The organism is Paenibacillus sp. FSL M7-0656 (assembly GCF_038003225.1).
GTDB lineage: Bacteria > Bacillota > Bacilli > Paenibacillales > Paenibacillaceae > Paenibacillus > Paenibacillus amylolyticus.
Map to the genome: position 1 here is coordinate 3,564,451 of NZ_JBBOOT010000001.1, position 19,278 is coordinate 3,583,728.

The 19,278-nt window shown below is 49.3% G+C and carries 14 protein-coding genes; 2 read left to right on the top strand and 12 right to left on the bottom strand.

Annotated elements, in window-relative coordinates; all coding sequences use genetic code 11:
* Nucleotides 1–174: 174 nt before the first annotated feature.
* Entirely contained in the window at nucleotides 175–1,233 is a 1,059-nt protein-coding gene (locus tag MHI01_RS15735; protein ID WP_340983550.1) for a copper amine oxidase N-terminal domain-containing protein, read from the top strand.
* A 601-nt stretch (nucleotides 1,234–1,834) separates the two neighbouring features.
* On the opposite strand, the gene MHI01_RS15740 is transcribed toward MHI01_RS15735, so the two are convergent.
* From MHI01_RS15740 to MHI01_RS15795, 12 genes are all read right to left on the bottom strand, one after another.
* Complete coding sequence (locus MHI01_RS15740; RefSeq protein ID WP_076332718.1) at nucleotides 1,835–2,236, bottom strand: RidA family protein; 402 nt, start codon at nucleotides 2,234–2,236, stop codon at nucleotides 1,835–1,837.
* Nucleotides 2,237–2,470: 234 nt separating this feature from the next.
* Nucleotides 2,471–3,445 (bottom strand): M15 family metallopeptidase, encoded by a 975-nt coding sequence (locus MHI01_RS15745; protein WP_340937113.1) that lies wholly within the window; start codon nucleotides 3,443–3,445, stop codon nucleotides 2,471–2,473.
* 407 nt (nucleotides 3,446–3,852) lie between these two features.
* Nucleotides 3,853–4,665 (bottom strand): hypothetical protein, encoded by an 813-nt coding sequence (locus MHI01_RS15750; protein WP_340983551.1) that lies wholly within the window; start codon nucleotides 4,663–4,665, stop codon nucleotides 3,853–3,855.
* 46 nt (nucleotides 4,666–4,711) lie between these two features.
* Nucleotides 4,712–7,915 carry a DEAD/DEAH box helicase gene (locus MHI01_RS15755; protein WP_340983553.1) on the bottom strand — a complete coding sequence of 1,068 codons (3,204 nt, stop codon included), beginning with the start codon at nucleotides 7,913–7,915 and terminating at the stop codon, nucleotides 4,712–4,714.
* Nucleotides 7,916–8,142: 227 nt separating this feature from the next.
* Complete coding sequence (locus MHI01_RS15760) at nucleotides 8,143–8,562, bottom strand: chemotaxis protein CheW (protein ID WP_164783412.1); 420 nt, start codon at nucleotides 8,560–8,562, stop codon at nucleotides 8,143–8,145.
* A gap of 122 nt (nucleotides 8,563–8,684) precedes the next feature.
* Nucleotides 8,685–8,891 carry a hypothetical protein gene (locus MHI01_RS15765; protein WP_340983555.1) on the bottom strand — a complete coding sequence of 69 codons (207 nt, stop codon included), beginning with the start codon at nucleotides 8,889–8,891 and terminating at the stop codon, nucleotides 8,685–8,687.
* Nucleotides 8,892–9,278: 387 nt separating this feature from the next.
* The gene (locus MHI01_RS15770) at nucleotides 9,279–10,226 is read right to left on the bottom strand and encodes an aminopeptidase (RefSeq protein ID WP_340983558.1); all 948 of its coding nucleotides are present in this window, start codon (nucleotides 10,224–10,226) and stop codon (nucleotides 9,279–9,281) included.
* A 93-nt stretch (nucleotides 10,227–10,319) separates the two neighbouring features.
* On the bottom strand, nucleotides 10,320–12,251 hold the full coding sequence (locus MHI01_RS15775; protein WP_340983560.1) for an alpha/beta fold hydrolase: 1,932 nt from the start codon (nucleotides 12,249–12,251) through the stop codon (nucleotides 10,320–10,322).
* A gap of 81 nt (nucleotides 12,252–12,332) precedes the next feature.
* Entirely contained in the window at nucleotides 12,333–12,899 is a 567-nt protein-coding gene (locus MHI01_RS15780) for a TetR/AcrR family transcriptional regulator (protein WP_036607516.1), read from the bottom strand.
* Between the two features lie 433 nt (nucleotides 12,900–13,332).
* Nucleotides 13,333–14,631, bottom strand: a complete 1,299-nt coding sequence (locus MHI01_RS15785) for an ABC transporter substrate-binding protein (protein ID WP_340983563.1) — start codon at nucleotides 14,629–14,631, stop codon at nucleotides 13,333–13,335.
* 956 nt (nucleotides 14,632–15,587) lie between these two features.
* Nucleotides 15,588–16,424: a carbohydrate ABC transporter permease gene (locus tag MHI01_RS15790; protein WP_036607337.1), complete on the bottom strand. Its 837-nt coding sequence runs from the start codon at nucleotides 16,422–16,424 to the stop codon at nucleotides 15,588–15,590.
* The gene (locus MHI01_RS15795) at nucleotides 16,424–17,305 is read right to left on the bottom strand and encodes a carbohydrate ABC transporter permease (protein ID WP_017690864.1); all 882 of its coding nucleotides are present in this window, start codon (nucleotides 17,303–17,305) and stop codon (nucleotides 16,424–16,426) included. Before MHI01_RS15795 ends, MHI01_RS15790 begins: the two co-directional genes overlap by 1 nt.
* 143 nt (nucleotides 17,306–17,448) lie before the next feature.
* Here MHI01_RS15795 and MHI01_RS15800 point away from each other — a divergent pair, with 143 nt between their 5' ends.
* Nucleotides 17,449–19,278 carry a cache domain-containing sensor histidine kinase gene (locus MHI01_RS15800; RefSeq protein WP_340983565.1) on the top strand — a complete coding sequence of 610 codons (1,830 nt, stop codon included), beginning with the start codon at nucleotides 17,449–17,451 and terminating at the stop codon, nucleotides 19,276–19,278.

Consider the following 19,278-nt stretch of genomic DNA (forward strand, 5'->3'; position numbering starts at 1 on the left):
CCTGCAATACAAGCGATATTTCTAATTTAAACTAACCTACCGCTTACATTCATTGCATTTCAACTGCAACACTTAGACGATTTGTCCCGTCTATTAACTTGAAGCGCGGCCCTAAGGAAGATTTTACCGCGTCAGTACACAGATTAGAAGGGATGAATATTGATGAACAACAACATGAAAAAAGTAAGTGCACTGATGGCCCTATCCATGGCATTGGGTGGTGGAGCCGCTTATGCAGCAACACTGGACAACACACAACCAGTCCATCAAACATCCGTTTCAGCAGATAGTAACGCAGCGAGTGTAGTAAACGTATCCGTGAATGGTGCAACCATCTCTGATGGTTATTGGAACAAAGATGGCAAAGTAGCCATGATCCCGCTGCGTGATCTTACCGACGCACTGGGTATTGAACTGGAATGGAATAAAGAAACTAAAACTGCAGAGCTGACTCGTGGTGCTCTCTGGACACAGGTAATCACAGGCAAGGATCAATATTCCGTGAATAAAATGCTGCTCACGCTGGGTACAGCGCCCGAAATCACAGGCGGCAAATTGTATGTACCGGTTTCTTTTGCTGAGAAAGCACTGCATGGACAAGTGAACACAACAGGAAATCAGGTGACTATCTCGAGTGAAGAGGACGTGAAGACGGTTACTGAACGTGGTGTCATTACCAGAATCTCGAACCAAGATAAATATCAGTCCATCCAGATTGGCGGTGCAGGTACGGATGGTATTGTGCTCAATCTGAGCGATGAGACAAAATTCATCTCAGTTGAGGGAAAAGAGATTGCACTGACTGATCTGGCCATTGGCATGAACGTGGAAGCTGAGCATTCCCTGATCACCACCCGCAGTCTGCCACCACAAACGCCGACCTATACAGTCACTGTGTTGGATGCGGCTACAGCATCTGAGGTACAACCTAAAGAGCTTCTGGGTACAGCGGGTACAATTGAAAATGTAACATCAGCTGAAGGCAGCATCTCACAGATTGAGATTACAGGTACACGGTTAACAGAAACCGCTCCTGACCATGTCGTGCTGAACATTGCTAAAGACACGCTGCTCGTGAACCACGAAGGTGAGACGGTGAAAGCTGAAGAACTGACCAAAGGCGCTAAAGTCATTGGGTTCTTCAGCCCTGTGTTGACGCGTAGCCTGCCTCCAATCGGAACAGCTTGGAAAGTGGTTGTTGAAACACCTGCAGCAGAACTGGAAGCGAAATAATACGATTGGAAAAACGTCTGGCTGAAACACATGTTATATGTTGTTGCAGACGACCGTGTGCATCGCTTAGCGCGGGGTCATGAGTGTGGAGCATCATAATGACCAGCCATCCGCATGTAGCTCCTGACGCGCGGTGTAATGAGTTTGGCGCATCAAGAACTCAGCCGTGCGGCCAGGCGGCGAAGTCAATTCAAAATAACCTTATCCGCTTGTCTTTTGACAGGCATGGATAAGGTTGTTTTTTTTGTTTTGGTTTTTTAGAGTGTGTCTACAAACTGCTTCAAACCGAAGGGTATCTGAAACTTGTCCGGAGCAGACACGTGCGATGTGCACTGCATACGAAATACATTGCTTACCGAATGTAAGAGCAAGCGGAGTTAACGCTAACGAATCTGAGGCATCTTATTCAAGGATTTGAAGTACCCGCAGAAATCTAAGGAATCTCAGGCACGCTAATTTGAATTAATAGCTGTTTATAGCATTTTTATCAGAGTAATTTGGGAAATAACGTGTCTGATGTTCTTTACATTTTAGCAAGAGGACCTGAGGGCCAAATAAGACGTCCTGGGTTCCTTAGATATCTTCCGGATAACGGTCAGAATCAACCGGCTTGGGTTTCATCTTCAACAATCGCTTCCACTTCAATCTCAACCATCAACAAGGGATCAATGAGTGCGCTAACTTCAACCATGGTGGCTACAGGCTGGATCTGTCCAAAAAATTCACCGTGTGCCTTGCCAACTTCCTCCCATCTGGAGATATCGGTCACAAACATCCGGGTTCTCACCACATGCGACATGTCAGCCCCCAGTTCTTTCAGTGCATTCTCGATCGTCTGCAAAACGAACCTTGTCTGTGCATACGGATCACCTGCCCCAACAACTACACCATCTTGCATCGCGGTTGTACCCGCCACTTCGATTCGGTTCCCTACACGGATTGCACGGCAATATCCCACCAACGGTTCCCATGGGGAGCCCGTAAAAACCTGCTGTCTGCTCATTCTCTCGTCCCTCGCTTTGGTTGTATTTGTCTCTTCAGATTAAACATGAATTATATCAATCCCCCATCATCTCGGACAATGGAATCAAGTTTAATTCTATCTTAAATCCATTAACATTTTTGCACAGAAAAAAATCCCCTGAATGACTGCCCATTGGTTAGATCAAGGACGGTTCATTCGGGGATTTATGAGAAATAGTATCTTGTCTTTTTCTTTAAGGATGAAACATCCAAATTACAACTTGATATTAGCCTCATCGAAGTATTCTTCTAGAGTTAACCCACTCTTCGCCACATCCGGTGCCAAATCTGTACCGATGTACCGGATATGCCAAGGCTCATAGACGTAACCTGTGGTATCTTCTTCACCTTGCAGATAACGGATGACATATCCGTATTCTGCAGCGTGTTCAGCCAACCACTGGCCTTCCTTCGATGTGCCAAATACCTCTTCCAGCACATTGCCCACACTCGGGCTGGATACATCAATGGCAAGACCGGTCTGATGTTCGCTTCGGCCTGGCACAGAGCTCACGCGATCCGTGTATTCTTGACCTTTAGTTTTGACATTATTGTTATAGATGGATACCTGACGCTGATATGAACGATAACCGGATACCGCACGAAGCTCAATGCCATCCGCTTTTGCACCTGCAAACAACTTCTCCAGTGCCTCCGCAGCTTCCTTGCGCATATGCCGCTTCTCGTGTGGTTCGTCGAAGGAGAACGGTACATTCGGCTCTACCAGATCGTCCGGCTCGTAACCGTCAGGCAGACTCCGTTGTTTGTTCACAATGACGGTCATAGACTCGGCATTGGTCACCACGGATTGTGCATCAATCGTCGTTTGCAGTGCGCTGATACTGCGTTTCTCCAGCAATGGGTCTTCCGCTGTCGCCCCGTTACCATTGTCCGAAGAGCCCTGCTCTCCGCCCGCTGAAGCATTCCCAGACTCGCTATCCGTGCCTTCACCGCTGTTGCCAGAAGATGATGTGTCATCCCCGCCAGCATTGTCGCCATCCGTTCCTTTATCCTCCGTAAAATGAACCGTTGTGCCGTCCGTCTCCTGTTGTGTGTTACCTGTTCCATTCGGATTCTGGCTTTCCTCTGTGCCTGAACCGTTCTGGCACGCGGTAAGCAATGCTCCGCATATCATCAATGAGGACAGCATAACCACCATGCGGCGCTGTCTTCCTGTAGTTGATTTCATGTAAAAACTCCTATCGCAATAATATAAATGTTATATAGTTCTCAGCGTGCAATGTTCCCTGCGACAGTATACCTTAATTGGGAGCGAAGCTCCACCGGTAAAGACCTCCTTTAGAAGAGATCCGAATGAACTTATACGGGCTGTACAGCCTGTATGATCGTTTTTTGGACTTTTAGAGCAACATCCCCGAGCTGTACACAATAGAATTGAAATGGGAATATACCTTCATATATCCAATATGCAAAAAATTGATTATACCGAGATGCACTTTACTAATGAGCATTAACATTGTTGGATAAAGACAAAATTCATCTTGTACCGGGAAATGATGTAATTCGAATAATGCAACATGCTGCAATAAAAACAAGCAGGGGTGATCTGAGATCTCCCCCGCTCTGATGGGTGCATCATTTGGTTGCTGGGCTGTCCGTCTTCTTCTGGACAGCCTGCCACATCCGCGCGGCTACACGCTCGCGGATCAAATCCAGCCCTGCGGTGGCCGGCACGCCCGGCAGCAGCGCCGTCAGCTCCGGCAAGGCCGGCGGCTTGCCCGGCTGCGCGAGGCGCACCTCAACGGCGCCAAAGCCCGGCCCCGGCTGGTGCATGGCGCCGTCCGCGGCGGCCTCGGCAATCCACTCGCCGACGGCCGCGCCGCCTTCGCCGCCCCGCACTTGCGGGCGGCCAGCCGTTTCCGCTGCGCGGCCGGGGCCACTGGGATCATGGGCGAGTTCCTCCGCCCATGCCCCCAGCACGCCGGCGAGCAGCGCTTCGCGCGGCAGGCCGGCGTGCGCCAGTTGCAGCAGCGGCGCGGCCGCGAGGCGCGCGGCTACGGCGCGCTCAGCGGCCGCGGCATGCGCGCAGCTGGGGCGGCCGCAGGTGCACGCCACGGCCGCACTGGCCGTTGCTGCGCCTGGCGAGCCATCGGGCGCTTGCGTAGCCGGCAGCAGCCCGGCGAGCTCCTCGGACGCCGGGCCGCCGCGCAGCAGGGCGTACAGCGTCAGCGGGCGCTTGCGCAGCTGAGCCAGTACAGCCTCGCGCTGGGCTTCGCTCAGTCGCGCCGGCGTTCCCGTGACTGTGAACATGCCTGCGGCTGATCCGGTCTTGCCCTCAGCAGCGGAAGCGGAAACGGAAACTTCCTGGTCCGCTTCCGCTACTGTATTTACTTCTGCTGTCCATCCACCGGGGGACATATGCAGCTCGATCTTCCATTTTTCGCTCACAATAATCCCCCTTTCTCAACATCTATATTCCTCTGAAAGTTCAAGGTCACAGCCACGTCTCACCCTGAAGAGAAATCAGGCCACGCAGCTCATCATCCGACATCTCGGTCAGCCAGTTCTCACCCGAACCAACGACCTGCTCGGAGAGTGCCTTCTTACTTTCGATCAGCTCATCAATCCGTTCCTCCAGTGTTCCCTGACAGATCAACTTGTGAACCTGCACATTGCGATTCTGCCCGATTCGGAATACACGGTCCGTCGCCTGGTTCTCAACCGCGGGATTCCACCACCGATCATAGTGAACAACATGACTCGCCCGTGTCAGATTCAGACCCACACCTCCGGCACGAAGAGATAGAACAAACATGGACGGCCCCTCTCCTTTTTGGAAAGTCTCCACCATATCATCTCTTTGCGCCTTCGACACACCACCATGCAGGAAATAAGGTTCTTCCTCATATCGCTGTTTCAACCTCGATACCAGCAGATCTCCCATAGCAACATACTGCGTGAAAATCAAGGCAGATTCCCCGTTATCACGGATGGCGTCCAGCAGTTCAAGCAAACGTTCCATCTTACCAGATGCCTCAGCCTTGCCGTGGTCTTTCCGATTGCTGTCCGCCAGCACCGGATGATCACAGATCTGCTTGAGCTTGGTCAGGGAGGACAGCACAATCCCCTTACGGGCAATGCCATTTCTGCCGTCCAGCCCCCCCATCAGATCATCCACCACACGCTGGTACAACACCGTCTGCTCCGGCGTCAGGGAACAATAGGATTTCAGTTCAAGCTTCTCTGGCAGATCCTTGCGAATATCCGGATCACTTTTCAGCCTGCGCAGCATGAATGGAGATACCAGTCGATGAAGCTCACGCAAGGATGCTGCACTTTCTTCGGATGGCCCCAGTCCCGTATATCGCTGGCGGAACGATGAAGCTGTGCCTAGATACCCCGGATTGAGAAACTGGAAAATCGACCAAAGTTCGCTCAGCCGGTTCTCTACAGGCGTTCCCGTCATCGCAATACGATGAAGTGTAGACAGGCGCATTACGCTTTGCGCTTGTTTGGTACGGTAATTCTTAATATATTGTGCCTCATCCAGCACAATGGTGGACCAGTGCAACGAAGCCAGATCCGGGCCATCTCTGCCTGCCAGATGATAGGTCGTCAGTACAATGTCATGCGTCTGCGCTTCTGCCTGGAATTCGTTCCCGTGCAGCCGTTGTCCGCCATGATGAATATATAGCGACAGATCCGGGGCAAACCGCTTCAGCTCACGCTGCCAGTTTCCAAGCAGCGAGGTAGGACACACAATAAGTGCAGGCAGATGAACAGGCTGCTCATGCGTGTGCTGATCCGCCGGGAAAGAATGATCTGATCCATTCAACAGCTCATTCTCACGGGCTTCCTCTTCAGCTGCCTGGCGTTCCTCGTGTTTGCGGTCTAGCAGACAGGTAATTACTTGAATCGTCTTCCCAAGTCCCATATCGTCCGCGAGACATACGCCAAAGCCCAGCTCACGCATCGCGGATAACCATTGGTAGCCTCGTTCCTGATAAGGTCTGAGTTCACCATGCAATTCTGCCGGAACCTGACGAGGCTCAATACTGCGAAGCACCTGTCCATCGAGCAGGAAAGCAAGCATCCCATCAGATTCGGCACCAAAGACGGAGAGGCCCTTCCATGCGGAATCCTCCCCTTCATCCGCTGCCAGATGCAGCCATTCGGAGAGAGGCATATATTGTTCTTCTTCTTTTTTCATATAACGCAGGACTTGGCGAATCTCTTTTGTATCCACTTCAATCCATTCACCACGGAACATGACATACGGAACTGTGGATTCAGCCAGTGCTGCCAGTTCCTCCGCCGTGACCGGTTTCCCATCCAACATAGGCTCCGCCTTGAAAGCAACCAATTGTTCCATGCCCAGTGCCGATGTGGCTCCAGGCAACCGCTCTGTTCCCCGATTCAACATCTGCAGACGCAGTCCCGCACGACGTTTCCCGGCACGACTCCACCTTGAAGGCATGAGAACGGTTATCCCAGCCTTCTGCAAACGTGGAACCGCATGCGTGAGAAATTCAAAGAAACCCTGCTGCTCCAGCTTAATTTCCTCCGGACGAGCAGTAAGCAGCGCTGTCTCCAGTTCAGGTGCCAGTTCTGCTGCTTGCCCGAGTGCCATCAATAATTGCTCTGCCGCCGAGGTATATAACACCTTCCCCCGGTCCAGATCTCGCTCTGGATGTGCCCAGATAGTCCGTGCAGGCAACCTCAAGCTTGGTTCCTGCTCACTGTCCGCCCAAAAGCTGATTCCCCAGATCGTTTCATGTTCGCCCAGCGGTGGCTCCAAGCGGAGCACCAGCTTCAATTGGCCTTCAGCAGGTGCCATCTCTTCTGCTCCCACGATTGGCATTGACGTTCCACCAACTTCTTGCAACGTATGAATAAACGCTGTCATATCGTCCGTCGGCCCTTGCACCGTCACAGGACGGAACATCGAGATCAGACTGTTCCACCAGAGTTCGGCTACTGGCGAAGATCCGCGTCGATATGGGGTGCGGTAACGGGACAGTTCACTGTCCATGCCCTCCAGTTCACTTGTCACCACAGCATGAATCATGCCACTCATGAATGAAAATAATACCGCAGCCCCTGCTTCTTCACGCGTTTCCGGTTCCAATGAAGCATAAGCTCCAGGAGCAGCCAATCCAATCGGAGGCATCGCTTCAGCAAGATCGCGGAAGCGTTCGATGTCCTCCTCCTGCTGCAAGCGTGGCCGCCATACACCTGTTAATGTCTCTTGTCCGGTCCGTCGCCGTGCTCCGGTCTTTGCTGCGAATTCAGCCGATGGAGCAATTGTTCCCCGCAACAGCAGCTCCTGTGTGAACTGCGCCGCCTTGATCCAGTAACGCATCTCTTCTCCAACCTGAATTCCGGCTGCATTTAACAAACGGTCATCCCATTGCAGCAGCAGCCTGAAGGCATCCTTAGGCGAGACTGCCAATCCTTCCAATGTGCGTCCCAGCAGTTGACGCCGCTTTGTGTTCTTCGCTTCAGCCGTGTTCCTTAGCGGATTCGGCCAGCGCAGCTCCGCAAGACGCAGAGCGGCAGGCTGAAACAGACGACCCCCGTCGCCAAAATTCAACCTTCTTACCACGTGGCTCCATGCATCCACACGTGGTTCCGATGTTTCACCGGAAAAACAAAAAAATACGTCACCAAGCCATACTCCATACAGCGATTGCATCATTAAAGTCTCCCGTCATCCCTTCGCATTGTTACTCTCCATCATATACGAAAATGACCGGATTTAAAAACCTTTGCCCATAAAAAGTGGTTATTTCAATGGTTAGGGCGTGTCTGAAAACGCCCTAGCGGCACAAAAAAATGTCCCTTCTCCCGAAAAGCGGATGAGGAACATTTGGGTAAACCGAAGGATAATACTGAATATTGAAAGAATTACGGATCGTTATACTCCTATGATCTGATCAAGCTGCCCAGTAATACATCGAGGTTCAAAATACCTGCACGATGATCTTCACAGAACCCGATTTTGTCAAAAACGCCAAGCATGAAACGACGGTGTTCCTCAGCTGGTTCCTCGAAACGATCGTAACTTACGACAGAATCGACCATATCTACGATCAGCGGTACAAATCCACCTTTGTAAGGCACCACAATAATACGTGTAGAAGAGGTATCCTCCTGGTCTGGCATGCCTAACAATACACGAAGACTCACCACCGAAACGACCTTACCGTACAGCGAAGCAAAACCTCGGATCTCCGGGCTTCCAAATGGAACTGTTGTCACCTGCACCATTCTGATGATCTCATGAACTTCATCAATTCGTAGTGCAAAGATCTGGTCTCCTACCGAAAAATTAATATATTGCATTCCCTCGTCCATAGTTATCCCCATATCCTCTCATTCCGTATAATCAGATCATTATAAAATATAAAAACAAAACCACATGAAGAGCACTTTATTTGGCTAAGTGACCTGCTTGTGGTTCGCATTCACCAAGTCACCACAGGTACTTTCGTCCCATTAGATGTTACTTTGGTGTATCGGTTATTTTTGATCAAATGTTTAGGCTTCAGATCAATTTTGCCAACTTCAACAGACGTTGCATTACGGTTGCTGTCTCCGCTCTGATCATTTGCCCTGTTGTGGAGGGTGGTGGAAGCCAGTCGTTTTAGAATTGAGCGTAAGTAACCTGACATAGGATTGAAAAATTATATTCATAAAAAAGACCCAAGATCAGCTTTATGCCGATTTCGGGTCTTTTTTATCCCTATATATTATGGATCTGTTTCTATGTTTTCAAATACTTGGAACAAAAAAGCGATATTCCTGTGGATAACTTGTTTGATTACTCCAAAACGACTGTTTTATCGGATGAAAACACGAGTTATACCTGATTTGTGGATAAGTTGTGCACATATTGCACACATGCTGTGGATATCTTTGGCGTTTCATGTGGATATTCATTAATTTAATGTGGACATGTTGTGTATTTGTTTGTAAATCTGACGTAAAATCCGAATTTTCGCTTCAGTTATCCATTACTGTGGACACGTTGTGGACATGCCCAATTTCCTTCGCTGTAGTTATTCGACCAATTCACCCTGACGCATGATCAGCCTGTCATCGATGTACACGTCCGGCTTTTGTACAACTGCATCGATATGAACACCTGCGGCAATCGTTCCACCAAATGTGTTATTGCTGCCAAAGGCCACATGAATTGTGCCGTACACCTTCTCATCTTCCAGCACCACACCCGTGATTCGCGCCTTGTTATTGGTACCGATCCCGAATTCGCCGAGAAAACGACCATCGCCCTCACCAAGCGTTTCCAGTAATTGAGCCCCATCTGGTCCTTCAGCTGACACCAACCGTCCTTCACTAACGGTCAATAACATCGGTTCACGGAGTGCCCCAATTCCAGCAACGGAACCATCTACAACAATACTGCCCTCGCCCTTGCCCTCAACGGGAGCAATATAAGCTTCTCCTGACGGCAAGTTGCCCGATTCACCAGGGTTCAAATACATACCTGTGCTTGGTACACCGTTACGATCTTCAATGGAAAAGGAAAGACTATGGCCCTGCTTCTCTATTCGCACATAGCGACCTGCGGTTAATAGAGCCGTTACCTTCTCGGTCAACGCCTTTACTTGCGAATATTCAGCTGTAATGGCTCCGTTCACAAACATATCCTCTGTCATGCCGGGCATGGTTGCCACTCGGGTCCCTGAAGCAGCGGCTTTTTTGCGTGCCTGGGTATGTGTTAATGAATATTTCGTTACACATACGGCTACATCTGCTCGAATCATGGCCTCTGCAATTGGCGCAGGTGGCTCTTCGCCGGATCTGTTGCGTTCCTCCATGATTAACAGGACCGACTCTGCACCCAGTGCTTTGCCTGCCTCATAGATGGATTCAGCCAGATCCCGTTTCATATCGTCTGCGACAACTACCAGATTCTCTCCGCTGCGCAGTCCGAGACATTCCGTTAGCACATTTTTACTGATTTCCACACGTTGCTTGCTCATACATTCATCTCTCCTGTCTTTGGTTCAGCTCTCAAAAGTCGACTTGACCCTTTCGACAATTGGCACGGGATTCCTGCATGTCCAAACCTAAACTCACCTTAAGGTATCGGCCCATTCGGCGAGAATTGCAGCTGTTTCCTTATACTGAAACGTCGGAAAGTAATGTCCATAGGGTACATCTATCCGTTTGACCTGTGAGTTCATATCCTGGGGATAGTGATATTCCTGATCTTGATTGGCCCACACAACTAATACATTCTTGGCATAATGCTGACTTTCCATTTTCGCCCACAACGTTGATCTGGCGCCTTTCCTCTGACCCGAGTGAATCCAGCACAACAAGTCTGCATGTGCTCCTGCAATGCGAGGGGACTGGAGACTGGAGCGTATTCTCTTGCCCATGGTATCGGCTATAACACTGCTGTCGCCTACGCCACTATGTGAACTGAACATTTGATTCCAACTTTTCTCCGATCTGCCACGCAGCAGGGAGCGCATCACCCCTCTTGGCAAACGGGAAATCCATCTCAGCACATTCGGATTCGAATTGTTAGCTACTGGCTGAAGCAACCCCAGTCGAATGTCTGTCCGCCCGCTACGCATCTGTGCCGCAGCTGCAATAGCAGCCCCGATCGAATGACCAACCAGCTTCACCGGACCTTCAAACTCACCAAGAGCCGTAAGCAGTGCATCCACCTGACCTTCAAACGCTTCATCCCCCTGATGCACCGGAGACCGTCCGAATCCAGCGAGATCGATTAACCATACCGGGTTCCCGGTCCGGTCCCTAAGCTGTTTTCCTAAAGGTAACATCTCATCCGCAGATTGAAGCAAACCATGCACAATAATCCAAGGCTCTCCCTCACCCTCCCAACGAAGCATAGCCATATTTCCACTTCGAGACCGAATATAATCTGTCGGAAAACCCTCAGGTAACGGCGCATACCGAAAACGATAGTCTAGATCGGCTGTAACCAGCGGAAGCTGTTCCCGGATGTCCGGCCAGGATTGCCCCATACGTGTGAACAGAGCCTCCGTCTCTTCAACCGGGAATGACCTGTTGGTAATAAAAGCAACCGACTCCGCTGGAACACCACTGATGCGTGAACCACCTGATTTCATGATCCATCGGATCCATGGTAATGGGACAGCCCCTTTGGGCTTGGGTACGTCCAATTGCTGCGCCAAGAGTTGCAGCATTTCCTTCATATTGGGACTGTCTTCCTTCCGCGCCAACAGTGGATAAGTTCCTCCGACTGGAGCAGCTTCCCTGGATAGAAAAACAAGCGTCTGTGCAACAATGTCATTCTCCACAAGCGGTAACCAATAGGATGAACCTCCCGGCACCACTGGCATAAGTCCTTTCTGAATCGCCTGAATGAGCAGCCCAATCCCACCCGTTTGCTCGGTTTCACCTGTAGGACGTGGCCCAACCACTGTACTCGGATTTACAACGGATAAGGGATAGTGATGCTGTTCTGCATGCTCGCGAATGTGCAGATCGGCATGGAACTTCATCTCTTCATATGCACTTTCATTGTTATCCACATGCTCAACCTGTAGATAATTCCCCTGTTCATTCCGCTCTCCATAAGGACTCATATAACCAACAACGTGGATAAAGTGTCTCAATCCATGAGTAGAGTGGATTTCCTGTGCTAGCTGTGCCAGTTCCCTGGCCCCGTTCATGAATATCTGCTCGGCTACTTTTCGTTCCAAAGTGACGTCCATCGTTCCTCCCGCATGCATGATCACATTCGCTTCAAGAGCACGCTCCCGATCTGGTGCGGTAAGGCCAAGACCCGAAATGGACAAATCACCTTTAATAAAGGTAATCCGGTCGAGATCCTTCACTCCATAAGCCTTCAGCACAGTTCTGGCTCGCTGTTCCGAACGAACCAGCAAGAGCAATTGTGCGTCTCCCTGCGTGAGTTGTTTGACCGTTTCTTTGCCGATAAAACCTGTACTACCTGTCATAAAAATGGTCGTGGCTGCAATATCAGACTCACTTATTACCTGATTCATGTTTGTTGTATGTACATTCATTCTGTTACAGCTCCTTTTAGTACTATATAGTACTAGTTATATTCAAAAAAAGAGCTTCGATTAACGAAGCATCTGACAAAACGTACGTGCCGATTGTTCAATAATCCCAACATCACGGGCAGTTCCCGCTAGGATTAGTGAACCTTCCAATGCGGCAATAAACAACAACGCAGCCGGTCCCGGTTCGATTTCTTTGCGAAATTCACCGCGATCCAAACCTTGCTGAAACAACTTCTCCACCATAGGTCTAAGCTCACGAAAGAATCTGGATATGCTTTCCTTCACTTGGGGTGCACTGTCCGGTGTCTGCATATATAACGTAACAAAGGGACAGCTCCCTTCGTAATTTCGGCCCTCAATACCTGCCGACAGCAATGCCATGAATGAGTAGATACGCTCCTCCACTCCTCGTTCACGCTGACTGAGCAGCAGGTACAGCTCCGACTCATACTGGGCAATCCAGTATTGTACCACGGCCTGGAGCAGCTCCTCCTTGTTTTTAAAATGATAATAAATATTTGACTTGGATACCCCACTCACTCGCACGACCTCATCCATGCTGACGTAGCTGTACCCCTGACGCAGAAATAATTGTGCGGCCACCTCAACTGCCTTGGTCCGGTTCACCGGATTGGTACTTTTGGATTTGGCGGGTCCCGTGTTCATTTTTGTATTTGTCATATTTAGAACTATATAGTACTAATCAGTTGAAAACAAGTATTTCTGTTAACAAAAGAGGACTTCCCACTCCAGCTACTCCATACTTGTCCACATTTAGAGTGTTATACACACAGGATATCCACATATAGTATTAACTCTGTGTTAAATACGTTATTAGATCGTTAAACTGCTTTGGAGTTATCCACATTTCAGGAATATAGCTGACTTTGAACTTTTCAGAGAGCGTCATTGGCTCCTCGGAAAAACAAAAACAGGCCAACCAGAATAAGATTTCTGGCTAACCTGTTTCAATTAACTCATATATCCGATAGACTAACTTTTCTATCCGAAGATTTCTGAACAGTTTTCGGTAATCTGTGGATACCGTCCATGATCCGGATTATTTTTTCAGACTATCCCAGTTCTGTTGCAATGCGTCTAGCAATCCGGCTTTATCCGATTTGCCTGCAACGTAAGCCTGAATCGTGCTACCATACTCTTGTGGAACCCCTTCAGGGAAACGGTTGAAGTTCCAGCTGAGTGTTTTATTTTCCTGGCTATACTTCATGATCTCTGTGGCGAGGTCACCCAGATCCTCTTCGGATGCCGTGATGGAACTGAACGCCGGAATGAATTTGAATTCTTTTGTCATGTATTGTTTCCCGATATCCGAAGTTACGAGCCATTCCAAAAACTCTTTTGCTTCCGGTTTCACTTGGGAATTCTTGTTCACAACCCAATAGTTCGGCACGCCGACAAACAATTTGTCATTGGGTTCATTGTTAATTGGCATTGGGAGGATACCCAGATTCAGATCTGGATCGATTCCATCGATCTGTACTTGAGTCCAGTTTCCTTGTTGCATCATCGCCGCTCCTCCACTCGCAAACAACGTAACTTGCGTATTGTAGTCGGTTGTCAGCGGGTTTTTGTTGCTGTATTTCAGCGTTAAGTCGAGCAAGTTGATCCAGTCGGCGAACACTTGGTTGCCAGGAATCTTCTCCGTACTTTCGTTGAGTCCTTGGATGAATTTCACCGGATCTGCCTGATTTGCAAATGCGACGTTTACGTTATGATTGCCCAGCACCCACCACTCTTGATATCCATTAGAGAATGGGGTAATGCCTGCGGCTTGAAGTTTCTGTGCAGCTTGATCCAATTGTTCCAGTGTCGTTGGAATTTCGGTAATACCTGCTTTTTGGAAGAGGTCTTTGTTATAAATGAAACCATAACCCTCCAGCGCGAGCGGCTGTCCGTAGAGTTTGCCGTCTTTGGTCATTGGCTCTTTGGCTACTTCGAGTGCATCCTTGGCCCATGATTCTCCAGACAGATCTTCCAGATATTCAAGCCATGTATCCAATTCACGATAACCACCTACGTTGAAAATGTCCGGTTGTTCGCCAGCCGCAAACTTGGCTTTTAATGCAGCACCGTAGTCACTGCCGCCACCTACAGTTTGAATGTCCAGTTTGACGCCTGGATGGGAGGATTCATATTCCGCTTTGAGACGGTTGAGCGCTTCCGCGATTTCGACTTTGAATTGGAAGATCTTAATGGTTTTATCTCCAGCAGCAGCCTCGCCACCACCTTGAGCATCCGTGTTGACCGGACTGCCACTCTTGTCCCCATTGCCACAACCCGCGAGCATTACCGAAAAAGCAATCAGCATAAGCAACGTCAACTTTGTCATTCTTTTCATACATACACTCTCCCTATAGTAGTTTCAGTATAACCGTTCCACTAATGAATATTTACACTGGCACTCCGATGACAGAATAACCTTCCATTGAAGCGTGTTTTCATTCTAACGAACCGAGCGCACGTTATTCGCACCTATTTGCACAGGTTCCAATTTTAACGAATCACAGCGACGTTATTTCGTCGATTTGGTCGAATTTTAAGGCTTTGACGCCGTTTTGTACCCGAATAACGTTGCTGAGATTCGTTACAATTTGTATTCCTTGATTATCCACCTATTAAGATGCGGTGGATTCGTTAGCGCTTTGAAAAAGGAGCATACCCTCACTTCACTCTGAAGAAGAAGTTCCTGGCTGTACAAGCTTCTTTATTGCTCCTTTCTCTTTATCGACGCTTTCCCTTCCCTAGGAGTCATGCCAAAGCTATGCGGGCATGACTCCCTTTGCACACCTCCATGCGAGGTGTGCAAAGGGATCAGGATACGATGGAGGAGCGGAGCGTTCGCCTTTGATACTCGGTGGCTTCCTTGCCCCAATACATTCAGGACACCGAGGAGCAACAGCGACCGAAAGCGCAACTTGAGCCCGCAGCGACCTTGTACTCGCACTCGCACTCCACGCTTGAGACCGTCAGCGACCCTGCCCTTATACACTCACCTTCTGCCTTATCAAACCTGGTCTTAAAATCATTTCATTCTTGGTCTTTTCTCTTTATTGCTCTTTCCCCAGGAGTCGTGCCCAAGCTATACGGACATGCTCCCTTTGCACACCTCCATGCGAGGTGGGAGCAAAGGGATCAGGATGCGATGGAGGAGCGGAGCGTTCGCCTTTGATACTCGGTGGCTTCCTTGCCCCAATACATTCAGGACACCGAGGAGCAACAGCGACCGAAAGCGCAACTTGAGCCCGCCAGCGACCTGCACTCGCACTCTCCCACAGCGACCCTGCACTCGCACCCTCACCCTTTAACTGATCCAGCCGTAATCCCCTGAATGATGTACTTCTGCATCAGCAGGAAGAAGATAATGATCGGCATGATGCCGAGCACAAGTGCTGGCAAGGCCAGATCCCATTGCTTCGTATATTGACCGAAGAGTGCAAAAGTCGCAATTGGGATCGTACGCAGGTTGGAGCTTTGCAGGATCAGCGATGGAAGCAGATAATCATTCCAGATCCAGAGTGTGTTCAGAATGATGACGGTTACATACATCGGTTTCATGAGTGGAAATACGATCCGGAAGAACACTCCGTAGACCGAGCTTCCATCCACACGAGCCGCTTCCTCAATCTCCAGTGGGACGGATTTTACGAATCCGTGGAACAGGAAGACAGACATCGGTGCCCCGAAACCGAGATAACAGATAATGAGGCCGCCAAGGCTGTCGATCAATCCCAGATTACTGGTTACAGTAACAAGTGGAATCATGATAGACTGGAACGGAATCACCATAGCGGCAATGAACATGCCGAACAAAATACGGTTGAACCGGGTATCGCTGCGGACCATTCGGTACGCGGCCATGGAACTGATCAGCACAAGCAACAGATTGCTGACCACAGTAACGATAAGCGAGTTCATCAGCGCGGACGGGAAGTTAATTTTCTCCCAGGCGTTCGCATAGTTGCCCCATTGAAATACTTCCGGCCATGCAGCCGAATTGGTGAGTAGATCACCGAAGGTTTTGACCGAATTCACGAACAGGAAGTAAAACGGAACCAGGAATAAAAGTCCAAGGAGTACCATGACAATCTCGGTTACAATGGTACTGAAGCGGTAATTTTTTGTCGTCTCCATTAGGCTTCTACCTCCTTGCTCTTCGTCAGACGTACCTGAATCATGGTGATGATGGCAACGATTACGAAGAACACGAGCGCTTTGGCGGTTCCGATGCCATATCTGTTATTTACAAAGGCTTCATTGTAAATATTAAGTGCAACCGACTCTGTCGATCCGAACGGTCCACCTTTGGTCAGTGACAGATTGAGATCGAACATTTTGAACGACCAGGAGATTGCTAGGAACAGACAGATCGTTACACCTGGCATAATGAGCGGAAGAATGATGCTCCGCAGTACCTGCCAGCGACTTGCGCCATCAATCTCGGCGGCTTCCAGCAGATCAGGGGATACATTTGTCAGAGATGAGATGTAGATGACCATCAGATATCCTGCGGTCTGCCATACAAACACAATCACGATTCCCCAGAAGGCGGTTGGTTCGTCTCCCAGCCAAGGAAGGTTGAAGAATGACCAGCCGGTTACATCGCCTACTGCTGAAAACCCTTTCACAAATATGAACTGCCAGATAAAGCCGAGCAACAACCCACCGATCACGTTAGGCATAAAAAAGATCGTACGCAGAATGTTTCTCGTCTTGAGCGGTTTGGTCAGAAAATACGCCAGGAAAAAGCCAATCACATTGGTCAGTACCACACCAACCACGGTGAAGCGCACCGTAAACCAAAACGCCGTTTGGAACTTGGGATCATTCACAAAAACATGCACGAAGTTATCAAACCCTACCCAATTAATGTTCTCGGATACCCCGTTCCAATCCGTGAAGGAATACACCATGCCAAGCAGGAAAGGGACCACGATGATGAGAATAAAAAACACGATGGAGGGACCCACGAACACAAGCTGCTGTAACAGCTGTGAAGATTTGCGATGCTTCATATCGTTCTCCCCTTCTATAGATGGATGAAATTGGTCTCTTTTTCTATTAAACCCCATTATCGCCGAGGGAAACACCGACCCTTGTGAACAGTTGGGGGTAAAATATTGTCCTCTCTAAACCTGCAACCAGAAGGGGTGTTCCGATGTCCAAATACTACAGTATACGCACCAAATTGATTGCCTTTATGCTCATTGCTACCACCCTTCCGCTGCTCGCATCGATCAGCATGACGTTTATCCAGACCAAAACGGCCCTACGGGAACAGGCTGTGGAAGAGAACAAACGCCTGATCTACCAAGCGTCCACCAATCTCAATAACTATGTGGATAACGTGGCCAGAGCGTCGCTCGCTGTGTATAACGACCCGAACTTTCTGCGTAACTTGGCAAAAATTCCTGGTGATTATCGTGCGGTGGCCGAAGTGTATACCACTTTGCAGACAATACGCGCGGCTGTGCCGGATGTATTCCAGCTGTATTTGCACTCTTTTGCCGCCAATCAATCCACCTTAATTACAAATCCCTTTCCGAAGCGGGAGGAACGCAAACAGGCCTATTCCGGCTCGCTTCATGGAAAAACAAGCGGTGACAGCCCGGATATCTGGGTGGAATCGGCCCATATGAGTCACACGTACGGATTCAAGGCTGCCTCCCCCGATGACCCTGCCAGAACGGTCATTACCCTGCATCGGGTGATCAAGGATATTCCGTCCACTGAGCGTCTGGGTGTACTCGCCATTGATCTGAATATGAATACCATTGCAGCAATCTGTAGCAGGCTGTATGATCCGGCTAAGGAACAGATCTATGTGGTGGATGGTCAGAATCAGATCATTTACCAAGGACGTTCCGAGGTCAATCATACAGATGCACTACGAGAGGAAACGGCTAGTGAACTGAATATCGCGCGATCTAGCGCAGGTACAGCCCAGAATGTTGCAGGGCATTTTGAACAGGATCGTTCCATGTATGTATACCAGCAACTTGGCAGCACGTACGCCGATTGGACCATCGTCAAACAGATCCCGAATGAGACGTTATATGCCAGAGCCACCACACTTACGTGGAATAACGCGATGATTGCCATTGCGGCACTTGTATTGGTCATTGTTGCAACCTTGTTCATCTCCATCCGAATCACCGGTCCACTCAAGCAACTCATGCGGTATATGAACCAGATTCAAGCCGGGCGTCTGCATGTGGATATCCATCTATCCAGCCGAGATGAATTCGGGGTACTCGCTCGTCATTTCCGAGATATGATGGATACGGTAAACAATCTTATTTTGCGGGAATATCGACTCGAAATCGCCAATAAAACGAATCAACTCAAAGCATTGCAAGCGCAGATTCATCCGCATTTTCTGTATAATACACTGCAATCGATCGGTACACTTGCCCTTCAACAGCAGGGACAACGGGCGTATATACTACTCTCTAGCCTGTCCAAAATGCTGCGCTACAGCATGCGGGATCAGACCTGCGTGACCTTACGCGAAGAGGCGGAGCATGCCCGATTATATCTGGAACTACAGCAGGAGCGGTTTGGTGACCGCCTTGAGGTGGATTTGGATTTTGCCGAAGATACTCTATCTGTCGAAATGCCAAGAATGACGTTACAACCTTTAATTGAAAACTATTTCAAACATGGAGCAGATATTCAGCCTGGCAAAGGTCACATATCCCTATCCAGCCGCCGGATCAACGATCATTGGATTGAAATAGAACTGAATAATAACGGCCCCTCCATACCTGAAGATAAATTACTGGAGATCCGCGGATGGCTGCATCCAAGTCATACAACAACCGGGTTATCCACACAAGAATCCGACGAGTCTGAATCCATCGGTCTACGAAATGTAATACGCCGACTTCAATTGAACTCACATCCCGGTCACTCAGCCAGGCTTGAGATCAACAATCAGGAACCCAATGGTGTGAAGATTACGGTTAAACTATACGCGGGAGAGTGA

What these genes read in the sequence shown, in the direction of transcription:
- MHI01_RS15765 (WP_340983555.1), bottom strand. Translation starts at nt 8,891, where the DNA reads ATGTCAGGTTACTTACGCTCAATTCTAAAACGACTGGCTTCCACCACC.
- MHI01_RS15800 (WP_340983565.1), top strand. Translation starts at nt 17,449, where the DNA reads ATGTCCAAATACTACAGTATACGCACCAAATTGATTGCCTTTATGCTC.
- MHI01_RS15735 (WP_340983550.1), top strand. Translation starts at nt 175, where the DNA reads ATGAAAAAAGTAAGTGCACTGATGGCCCTATCCATGGCATTGGGTGGT.
- MHI01_RS15790 (WP_036607337.1), bottom strand. Translation starts at nt 16,424, where the DNA reads ATGGAGACGACAAAAAATTACCGCTTCAGTACCATTGTAACCGAGATT.
- MHI01_RS15795 (WP_017690864.1), bottom strand. Translation starts at nt 17,305, where the DNA reads ATGAAGCATCGCAAATCTTCACAGCTGTTACAGCAGCTTGTGTTCGTG.
- MHI01_RS15755 (WP_340983553.1), bottom strand. Translation starts at nt 7,915, where the DNA reads ATGATGCAATCGCTGTATGGAGTATGGCTTGGTGACGTATTTTTTTGT.
- MHI01_RS15740 (WP_076332718.1), bottom strand. Translation starts at nt 2,236, where the DNA reads ATGAGCAGACAGCAGGTTTTTACGGGCTCCCCATGGGAACCGTTGGTG.
- MHI01_RS15760 (WP_164783412.1), bottom strand. Translation starts at nt 8,562, where the DNA reads ATGCAATATATTAATTTTTCGGTAGGAGACCAGATCTTTGCACTACGA.
- MHI01_RS15785 (WP_340983563.1), bottom strand. Translation starts at nt 14,631, where the DNA reads ATGAAAAGAATGACAAAGTTGACGTTGCTTATGCTGATTGCTTTTTCG.
- MHI01_RS15775 (WP_340983560.1), bottom strand. Translation starts at nt 12,251, where the DNA reads ATGAATCAGGTAATAAGTGAGTCTGATATTGCAGCCACGACCATTTTT.
- MHI01_RS15745 (WP_340937113.1), bottom strand. Translation starts at nt 3,445, where the DNA reads ATGAAATCAACTACAGGAAGACAGCGCCGCATGGTGGTTATGCTGTCC.
- MHI01_RS15770 (WP_340983558.1), bottom strand. Translation starts at nt 10,226, where the DNA reads ATGAGCAAGCAACGTGTGGAAATCAGTAAAAATGTGCTAACGGAATGT.